Raw genomic sequence first — 9257 nt, 5'->3', positions numbered from 1 at the left:
AGCACTGGATTTAAAGGCGAGTTCCTAAAATTTAGGGGACGAACAAAAAATTTAGAGAAAATTTCGTAAGCCTAGATTTTTTTGGTTCGTTTTTTCATCAATGGAAAAAATGAACAGGTTAAATATTTAGGACAGGATTGAAGGAAAAATAATGCTAGCCTAGGGTTTTTATCCACAAAGTACACAAGAGCGCATCTTTTCTCTATGTTCTCCATACCGTTGTGGTTATTTTTTTACAACACCGCACGTTAAAACCACTACTTAACCTGAAACAAACATCACTTAATAACCTCAATAAAGAAAGCCTTTGTTACATGGTTAATTATAAGCGTTTCCTTTATCTTTGCATCACATTAAAAAAAGCTATGATTTCTACACCGAGAGAAAATTCCGTTCAATTGAATACAATAGAAGACGCCATTGAAGACATCCGTAATGGGAAGATGGTAATTGTAGTAGATGATGAAAACAGAGAAAATGAAGGCGACTTCATTGCCGCTGCAGAAATGGTTACTCCCGAAATGATAAATTTTATGGCAACCCACGGCCGCGGGCTTATATGCGCACCGTTGACTGAAGACCGCTGCAACGATCTGGAGCTAAACATGATGGTAGAAAACAACACGGTTTTACACCATACACAATTCACCGTTTCGGTAGATTTGATAGGCCATGGCTGTACAACGGGAATATCAGTCCACGATCGTTCCAAGACTATCAAATCTTTAGTAGATGGAAACACAAAAGCTTCCGACCTAGGAAGACCGGGGCATATTTTTCCGTTACGCGCTAAAGAAGGTGGGGTTTTACGCCGAACCGGACATACCGAGGCAGCCATAGATCTAGCACGCTTGGCAGGGCTTGAACCAGCAGGTATTCTGGTAGAGATTCTTAATGAAGATGGCACCATGGCACGACTTCCGCAATTGATTGAAGTTGCTAAAAAATTCGACTTAAAACTGATCTCCATTGAAGATTTAGTAAAATACCGCATGGAGCACGATTCCTTGATTGAAAAGAAAGAGGATTTTAATATCAAAACTAATTTTGGCGATTTTAGGCTACGAGCATATAAACAAACCACCAACGACCAAATTCATCTGGCGCTTACCAAAGGCACTTGGGCTGAAAACGAACCCGTTTTAGTACGAGTGAACGCCACTTTAGTAAATAGCGATATCTTAGGTACACTTACCAATAATGCCGAAAAGAAGCTTGATGATATGTTTAAGGTAATCAATCAAGCGGAAAAAGGCGCTATTGTGTTTATAAACCAACAGAGCCAATCGCTCAATCTTTTAAATCGCCTAAAAGATTTAAAAGAAAACCAAACACCTGATAAAATTGCCAAAGCCCCCCGGATTGCAATGGACAATAAAGATTTTGGTATTGGCGCCCAGATATTACACGATTTGGGTATTCACAAACTACGATTAATCTCCAATAGCGAACAGACCAAACGTGTTGGGATGATAGGCTATGGTTTGGAGATTATAGAATATGTAGGATATTAATATTTTTATCAAAATACTATAACAGCTATTTTTTTATATTGAAATAGCCTTTGGGCATTTTAGAATCCATCACTAATTTAATTATTCGTTTAGTATGCGCTTTATGGTTTCAGCCATTTTCGCAGCTCTTTCTTTCACTTGATTTTCGGTCCAGCCTATTTTTATCAATGAGGAAAGCGTTCTGCCCATTACAGCATCACTTTTTGAAAAATCGGTATTGTTTAAATCCTGAATTTGGTTTTTCACTTCGGAAGAAAGGTTTCCTAGCGATTTTAAGTTTCTTAAATGTTCCCAACCATTTATGTAGTGCCAATTGTTGCTATACCAATAAAAACAAGCATCAACACCAGCTTCAGATAAAGCCTTATGTGCTTTCTTGGTCAATTCTTCAGTTGGAAGAAAGAAACTTAAAAACGAATAATTCTCCTCCCCTCCTTCTGGAACATTTCTAAAGGTAACGCCTTCAATATCTTCTAAGGCATTGCGAAGAATGGTATAGTTTTCCTTTTGGGTTTTTAAAATTTCGTCTAATTTATCTAACTGTGCCAACCCAACTGCGGCGTTCAATTCTGAAATTCTAAAATTATAGCCCAAAAACGGATGCGTTTCAGCGCCGCGGTCATTACCTATGTGGTCGTGACCGTGATCTTGGTAATGGTCTGCATGTAGGGCGTATTTTTTATTATTGGTCAATACTGCGCCACCTTCGCCACAAGTTATTGTTTTTACATAATCGAAGGAGAAACAACCTAAGTCGCCATAACTCCCCAGGGGTTTACCATCGTAGGTGCCACCAATTGCTTGGCAGGCATCTTCTAAGAGAATCAAATTATGTTTTTTACAAATTGCTTTAAGCGCTTTTAAATCGGCCATAGAGCCACACATGTGTACAGGCATTACACATCTGGTTTTATCTGTGATAGCCGCTTCCACAGCTTTCGGATCAAGCGTAAGCGTGTCGTCAATATCAACCAAAACAGGAACTGCTCCCAAGGCCAAAATAGATTCAAAACTGGCCACAAAAGTGAAGGTTGGCATAATAACCTCATCTCCTGCTCCTATCCCGGCCGATGCAAGTGCAACAGTCAATGCAGCTGTTCCGCTAGAAACCAACTGGCAGTATTCTGCATCCATACGTTTAGCAAAAGCAGTCTCAAATTCTTTGGCTTTCCAGTGGTTGTTACGCATTCCGTCAAAACCGTAGCGCATTAAAACGCCTGTTTCTAATACTTCGTTTACTTGTTTGCGCTCTTCGGCGCCAAAAATTTCAAATCCGGGCATAAATAGTTGTTTTCTTGTTTCTTATTCTAAAAAATAAATCTAATATATTTTAACTAATCACTTAAATTCAAGCGTTAATTCATCTACGCCACGACGCACTTTCTTTAGTTTCTTAAAGAAATCAGATTCGTCGCGATAACCAACGGGTAGGACAATTACAGACTTTAGTCCCATTTTATCCAAGCCGAGAAAATCATCGTATTTTTCAGGCTGAAATCCTTCCATGGGGCAAGCGTCTATTTTTTCAACAGCGCATACCGTAAGCAGGGCGCCAAGGGTTAAGTACAATTGATTTATCATCCAATCTTTTATTTCTGAGCTATCTTTTTCAGTAAAGGAATCTATCATGTTTTTTTCAAAGGGCTCGAGCACTTCGCGGGGTGTTTTTCGGGTACCTTCAACTCTTTTAAAATGATCAACGATAAAATTTTCATCAATACGCTCTTCAATACATAAAATTAAAACTTGCGAAGCATCGCGCACTTGGGGTTGGTTATAGGTAAATGGCATTAATTGCTGCTTAGTTTCAGCATTACTAACCACTACCAACTTTAAAGGCTGCAATCCGAAGGAAGTAGCCGTAAGGTTAAAGCTCTCCTTAAGAATATTGAGTTTCTCTTCGGAAAGTTTTTTTGAGGGATCAAACTTTTTTGTGGCATAACGCCATTGCAATTTTTCAATTATAGTAGAAGTCATTTAGAAAAAATGAATTAGTATTATATGCAAAAATAGCGATAAAACCCTCAGTCTAAAAATTGAGTAAGTACCCGGTTTTCAATACAATAAATTTAGATGCACAACGAAATATATGAAATAGCATTTGATGGATCTCTTTTAATGAAATAGCAATCAGAAAAAAATATGGTAAAAAGTGAAAAAAGATTCGTAAAATCGAAAAAGCTTTTTATATTTGCAGTCTCTTAAGTAAAACCCTTGAGGGTAACAGTTCCGGAAGACGGATTATAGAAATAATAAAAATATTAATTGACCAAGGAAGAATGGCAGAGTGGTCGAATGCGGCGGTCTTGAAAACCGTTGAGGGTCACACCTCCGGGGGTTCGAATCCCTCTTCTTCCGCAAAAGGAAACCCACGATTGTTTTAATCGTGGGTTTTTTATTTGGTACAACGACTCAAGCCATTTCGGCTTGAAAGAAGTGGAGCTAAGTAAAAAACCAAGCAGCGTCTTTTTCTGACGATGCGTTGGTTTCCATGCTTGCTCAGGACACCCTAAATGGGATCATCACAGATAATCCCTCTTCTTCCGCAAAAGGAAACCCACGATTTTTTCAATCGTGGGTTTTTTATTTGGTGCAACGACTCAAGCCATTCCGGCTTGAAAGAAGTGGAGCCAAGTAAAAAAACCAAGCAGCGTCTTTTTCTGACGATGCGTTGGTTTCCATGCTTGCTCAGGACCCCCTAAATGGGATCATCACAGATAATCCCTCTTCTTCCGCAAAAGGAAACCCACGATTTTTTCAATCGTGGGTTTTTTATTTGGCGCAACGACTCAAGCCATTCCGGCTTAAAAGAAGTGGAGCCAAGTAAAAAACCAAGCAGCGTCTTTTTCTGACGATGCGTTGGTTTCCATGCTTGTTTAAGATACCTTCTTGGGATCAACGAAGTTAATCCCTCTTCTTCCGCTAAAATCCCCAGGTAATCTGCGGATTTTTTTGTTTATGTACACCACTTATATTCTTAAAAGCGAAAAAACAGGAAGTTACTATTACGGTCACAGTGCTGATATTCATAATAGGCTTAAAAGACATAATGGTGGTTATGTACGCTCTACTAAAAACAAGCGGCCTTGGGGTATCCATTATATGGAAGAGTTTTCAACTAAATCTGAAGCATACAAAAGAGAACTGTTCTTTAAGTCCATCGATGGATACAATTGGTTGAAAAAGAATAATATTATTTAAGACTGAGCATTTTACAAAACCTAAAAAAGAAAATACAAATTCCCCCAGATCAAATGGCTGACTGGCTAGTTCCGATACAGCTTCTTCAATTTCTACTACATTCATTACAAGTATTCCGTGTAAATATCTACTTTATTGTAGTAAAGTCTTTTTCAATTTTGTCAATAATATGTTCTGGAATCTCTATTCCTGTAGCAACTTCTGGCCACCTAGACCGTAATTCTTGCACCTCTTCAATAATACCTTTTGGGTTTTTAATCGCAAATTCCTCAGCAATGTTGAGCAAATCTTTTAAGGCTATCTCAGTACGCTTTCCATTAATAGACAAAGCTCTCGAAGTGGTTTTATATGCAAAAAAGGGATTGAGCACATAGGTTAAATCGTAAGCAGGACCTAAGTTCCAACTATTAGCTTCCTTATTATAGATAAAACTGTGGTTTTTTAGATGGTCATCTACGTTTCTAAAAACAACATTAAATACCATACGCTTAAACAACTGCTGTAAGTCTTTATGTGGCACTTCCAGCCCTAATCCTACTTTAAAAACATTCTCATAAGAGGAATTTTCTGGTTGACTTTTAAAGTCCCAACCCGTTAAACCCGTTACGGTTAATACATGCTGTTTTTCTCCGTTTTGTCTGTCATATCTAAGTGTGGCGAAATGCTTGTCTTCAATTAGCTTGGATGGCATCATATCGATCCCTGCTTCTTGCGCTAGCAAATAATAGGCGTATTCTACTTTTTCTCTGTTGTAGCCATCGCTATCGTCAAGGTGTAGCTTGACTAAATAGTGATTATAGTGGGCGCTTGTTTCTCTATCTCCCGCTATGATTCTACCTGTTTCTTTATGCTCTGAGATTAAGATTTTAGGTCTTGCACCACCGGCAGAGCTTCCTATTTTAAAAACGTTTAGTAATGATAATTCATCAAGGGAAGCTCCAGATGTATCGTCCTTTAGGTTTAAAACCTTTTCTAAAATGCTAACAATGTCATCAATGTTGATAGAAGTAGTATTTGGCAATTCTTTCACAGGTTTGTATTCCAAAGCTCCCATACCACGGTCAGCCACGTAAGCGAGCTGCTCTAAAGGGGTTACTTTCTGAATACCTCTCGCTGTTAACCATTCTTGAAAAATGATATTACCAAAAGTATCTGGTAACGAATCTGCAATCATAGGCGGTAAACCTTGAAAAGTGTCTTGATGGTATTCCGCAAAAACTTGTACTGGCTTTGTCCGTTTGAATATAAACGGAAATAGTTTTGAATATTGACCAGACTCTAAGAATTCAGGATTATATTGAAAAAATGATTTTCCCTTATCTATATCATAGCCTAGTTTACCAATCTCTTGGCCAAAAACAATTACATCAATAATCTTATCTCTAGCCATCTATTAATACAGTGAAATGTCGTTTTGTTCAACAATAACTTTATCTATTTCCTTAACTATAGATTGTAACTTCCCAAAATGATTTGCTACTTTTAAAATATTGTCGAGTGTAGCATTTTTACCATTTTCAATATTTTGAATGGTTGTGCTCGAGACGTCAAGTACTTTAGCGAGTTCATCTCTAGAGAGCCCATTTGATTTGCGAAGTGCCTTACACGCCTCGCCAATCTTGACTTTCACATCTTTTATCGTCGTCACCTCAAACATATTAACCAATATAATGGTTAAATGTACGCTTTTTAATAGATATTTACCATTATAATACTAAATATTTTATTTGGCAGAATAACCATTTTAAGCTTTACCGTATGAAAGTGGAAAGATCGAACCTTAGTAAACTCATCCCACACAACACAGCTTGTATTCATTTATACGAATCTGAACAGCTATTTTCAAGAATTTTCTCTCCCCAAACGCATGTTGCAAAGGGCTATTTAGGAGGCACTGAAATTGAGGCGGTTTTTATGAATCAACCCCACTTGTTTCCCGGTCGATTTTGAGGGATGTTTATAGAGCAAGCAGCTACTTTTTACCAATAGTTGCTTTTTTGTTAGGGATCAAGTCCGAAAATTGCCTCATAAATATAGAATTAATAGACCATATTCCCCCGGATATATTGCTTTTATACCGAACAAGAATAAGTCAAACCGCGAATTCAATAGTAAAACGTAAACAAATTAAAATATCTAACACAGGTGAACGTTTGGAATAATAAATACATCAAATGAATATCCAAATAAAACACATCCCATTAATAGTCGCAGAGTATGATGAAGCGATTGAATTTTTCACACAAAAACTCAATTTTAATGTAATTGAAGACACCCCCATTTCCGAACATCAAAGATGGGTGCTTATCGCTCCAAATGACGCTTCAAAATTTAGTCTGCTACTATCAAAAGCATCAACTGAAGAAGAAAAAAATGCGATTGGCAATCAGTCTGGAGGCAAAGTATTTATAATAATGCACACCGATAATTTGGATCGAGATTTTAATCAGTACAAAAAGCAAGGAATCGAATTTATCCAAGAACCAAAAGCTCAGCCATATGGAAAAGTAGCCATCTTCAAAGACTTATATGGTAATCTTTGGGATTTGATTGAACCGGTAGCGTCAAGCGACTCCTAATGCATAAAAAACTATTCAATCTGTCTTGCTTTCCCTGCTATTATCCCGGTAAAAATCAAGACAAAACCCATTACCAATAATAAGATTAGCGAAAATATCCAGGATTGTGAAATATCATATGAAGCACCAAAAATAGGTGGCCCGCAAGCGGCGATAAAATATCCAAAACCTTGTGCCATCCCAGACATTTCGGTAGCCTGTGTTGTGTTTTTGGTTCGTAAAACTAAAAACAACATCGACAAGCTATAAGCTAAACCACTTGCCAAGCCAATTAATATACACCAGAGCATAATATACTCTGTTTTAAAAACCAGAATTCCCAAAATTCCTATAGAATAGAATACACCAATTAAACCTACGAGCAGCTTTTGATTCTTCATCTTGTCGGCTATAATAGCGCCCAAAAGTGCCATAGGGAGTTGAGCAAAATGAACATAGGATAGCACCCAACCCGAATCTCCTTCAGACATACCCCAGGTTTGCATAATTTTTGGCAACCAAGCAGCAAGACAATAATACATTAAGGATTGTACTCCCATAAAAACTGTAATCGCCCAGGCTAAGCCAGATTTGTAAAGATGGGTGTCAAAGCCTCCTTCCATTGCTTTAAGTTTTGTGGCTTTCTTTTTACTTTTCACTTGTGGCAACCAGATAGGAATACTTATAAGCGCCAGGATAAGCCATACGCCAATAGATCCTTTCCAACCCAAGCCAGTAATTTGTCCCAGAGAAATACTGAATCCTGCAGCCAATGCAGCGGTTAAATTCATTACTACGGAATAAATACCCATCATAGCACCAACTTGATTGGGAAATTTATTTTTTATAAAAGCGGGCATAAGCACGTTGCCCACAGTGATTGCCATTCCGACTAAACCAGCGCCCAGAAACAAGGTGACGATGCTTCCCAATGAACGAAAAACGAGTCCGATACTTAATAATATAAGCGAACAGAGTAGCACGAGTTCCATTCCATACTTCTTTGAAAATTTAGGAACTACACCAGATAAGAGCGAAAATGCAATTAAAGGAATAGTCGTGATTAGCCCCGCAGCCGTATTGGACAGTGAAAAGGCCTTGCTTATTTGATCTACCACAGGACCAACAGAAGTGAGTGGCGCTCTTAAATTTGAAGCTACAAAAATAACCCCTATAAATAATAGCAGGGTTTTGGCATCTAATTTCCAGGAAATGCTTTTTATGTTCTTTCGTCTTTTAAGCTGCTGCGCATATTGAAATAATAATTGCATATAAAACGGTATTTTCTGTGTCTTTTATACAATTACAAACTGTAAAAATCTTCTTTTGGGCTGAATCTCTTGTTTCTAATAACAAACTCAGCAATGTTGTCATCGGCGTGTAAAAATCCGATAGGAAATGCTTGGTACATTTTTAAAATCATGGCTTCTGGCTGTTTTTGTTTTGTGCTTTTATGAATCTGAAAGCTAAGTCGGTCCAGCTTAAACCTATCAAAAATTAGATCTATCGTTTCTTTAAGGCTGTGCTGTATTTCTTTATCACTGCTATAATCATCAATAAGCTGAATTCTAATGCGGGCTTTTTTGCTTTGTACGATATCGCTCAACATTGCATAGCCAATCATTTCCTTGTTTTTAAGCAAGAGTATATAGTGATTGTTAGAAAAAGTAGCGTTTGAATTAAACTCAATATTTAAAAGCTTCAGAACATTAGATAAATCTTGCATCGTCCTGGTGGTAGTAACTTCTGCAGCTTGTAGAAACTCGCTGGTTATCCCATTAATCATTGCGGAATTTAAGTCTTTAAACTCCAGTTTGTCGGTGTTGTTTTTCTCGATAATCATAGCATCAGGATTTAATTTTAAAATGATTTAGCATTTTATTTATTTTACGTAACTGTTTACGTAGTTTGAAGTGCTAACTCGAAATTTTAGGGTTTTACTGTGTTTTGTCAGGTAGTTTTAAAAGAACTGAAACTAACTAAG

Annotated in this window: 9 protein-coding genes and 1 tRNA gene; 4 read left to right on the top strand and 6 right to left on the bottom strand. The window is 37.5% G+C overall.

Annotation, left to right across the window (positions count from 1 at the left end):
- Positions 1-365 precede the first annotated feature (365 nt).
- The gene (gene ribB, locus QPK98_RS03995; RefSeq protein WP_310991719.1) at positions 366-1514 is read left to right on the top strand and encodes a 3,4-dihydroxy-2-butanone-4-phosphate synthase; all 1149 of its coding nucleotides are present in this window, start codon (positions 366-368) and stop codon (positions 1512-1514) included.
- An 81-nt stretch (positions 1515-1595) separates the two neighbouring features.
- Here ribB and QPK98_RS03990 read toward each other — a convergent pair whose 3' ends face one another.
- Both QPK98_RS03990 and QPK98_RS03985 read right to left on the bottom strand, forming a co-directional pair.
- Positions 1596-2795 carry a DegT/DnrJ/EryC1/StrS family aminotransferase gene (locus QPK98_RS03990; RefSeq protein WP_310991718.1) on the bottom strand — a complete coding sequence of 400 codons (1200 nt, stop codon included), beginning with the start codon at positions 2793-2795 and terminating at the stop codon, positions 1596-1598.
- 57 nt (positions 2796-2852) lie between these two features.
- The gene (locus QPK98_RS03985) at positions 2853-3491 is read right to left on the bottom strand and encodes an NAD(P)H-dependent oxidoreductase (RefSeq protein WP_310991717.1); all 639 of its coding nucleotides are present in this window, start codon (positions 3489-3491) and stop codon (positions 2853-2855) included.
- A 296-nt stretch (positions 3492-3787) separates the two neighbouring features.
- On the opposite strand from QPK98_RS03985, the gene QPK98_RS03980 reads away from it, so the two are divergent.
- Both QPK98_RS03980 and QPK98_RS03975 read left to right on the top strand, forming a co-directional pair.
- A tRNA-Ser gene (locus QPK98_RS03980) sits at positions 3788-3872 on the top strand.
- 600 nt (positions 3873-4472) lie between these two features.
- Positions 4473-4715, top strand: coding sequence for a GIY-YIG nuclease family protein (locus QPK98_RS03975; protein WP_310991715.1), 243 nt, complete (start codon positions 4473-4475; stop codon positions 4713-4715).
- Between the two features lie 127 nt (positions 4716-4842).
- On the opposite strand, the gene QPK98_RS03970 is transcribed toward QPK98_RS03975, so the two are convergent.
- Positions 4843-6105 (bottom strand): type II toxin-antitoxin system HipA family toxin, encoded by a 1263-nt coding sequence (locus QPK98_RS03970; RefSeq protein ID WP_310991714.1) that lies wholly within the window; start codon positions 6103-6105, stop codon positions 4843-4845.
- Positions 6106-6108: 3 nt separating this feature from the next.
- Complete coding sequence (locus tag QPK98_RS03965) at positions 6109-6345, bottom strand: helix-turn-helix transcriptional regulator (protein WP_310991713.1); 237 nt, start codon at positions 6343-6345, stop codon at positions 6109-6111.
- Positions 6346-6889: 544 nt separating this feature from the next.
- On the opposite strand from QPK98_RS03965, the gene QPK98_RS03960 reads away from it, so the two are divergent.
- Positions 6890-7294 (top strand): VOC family protein, encoded by a 405-nt coding sequence (locus QPK98_RS03960; protein ID WP_310991712.1) that lies wholly within the window; start codon positions 6890-6892, stop codon positions 7292-7294.
- 11 nt (positions 7295-7305) lie between these two features.
- Here QPK98_RS03960 and QPK98_RS03955 read toward each other — a convergent pair whose 3' ends face one another.
- Positions 7306-8544: a CynX/NimT family MFS transporter gene (locus tag QPK98_RS03955; RefSeq protein WP_310991711.1), complete on the bottom strand. Its 1239-nt coding sequence runs from the start codon at positions 8542-8544 to the stop codon at positions 7306-7308.
- 32 nt (positions 8545-8576) lie between these two features.
- Entirely contained in the window at positions 8577-9116 is a 540-nt protein-coding gene (locus QPK98_RS03950) for a hypothetical protein (RefSeq protein ID WP_310991710.1), read from the bottom strand.
- Between the last annotated feature and the right edge of the window lie 141 nt (positions 9117-9257).

It is taken from the genome of Aequorivita marina (genome assembly GCF_031631895.2).
GTDB lineage: Bacteria > Bacteroidota > Bacteroidia > Flavobacteriales > Flavobacteriaceae > Aequorivita > Aequorivita marina.
Note: the sequence above shows the minus strand (reverse complement) of the source record. Positions and strands in the feature narration are given on the sequence as shown.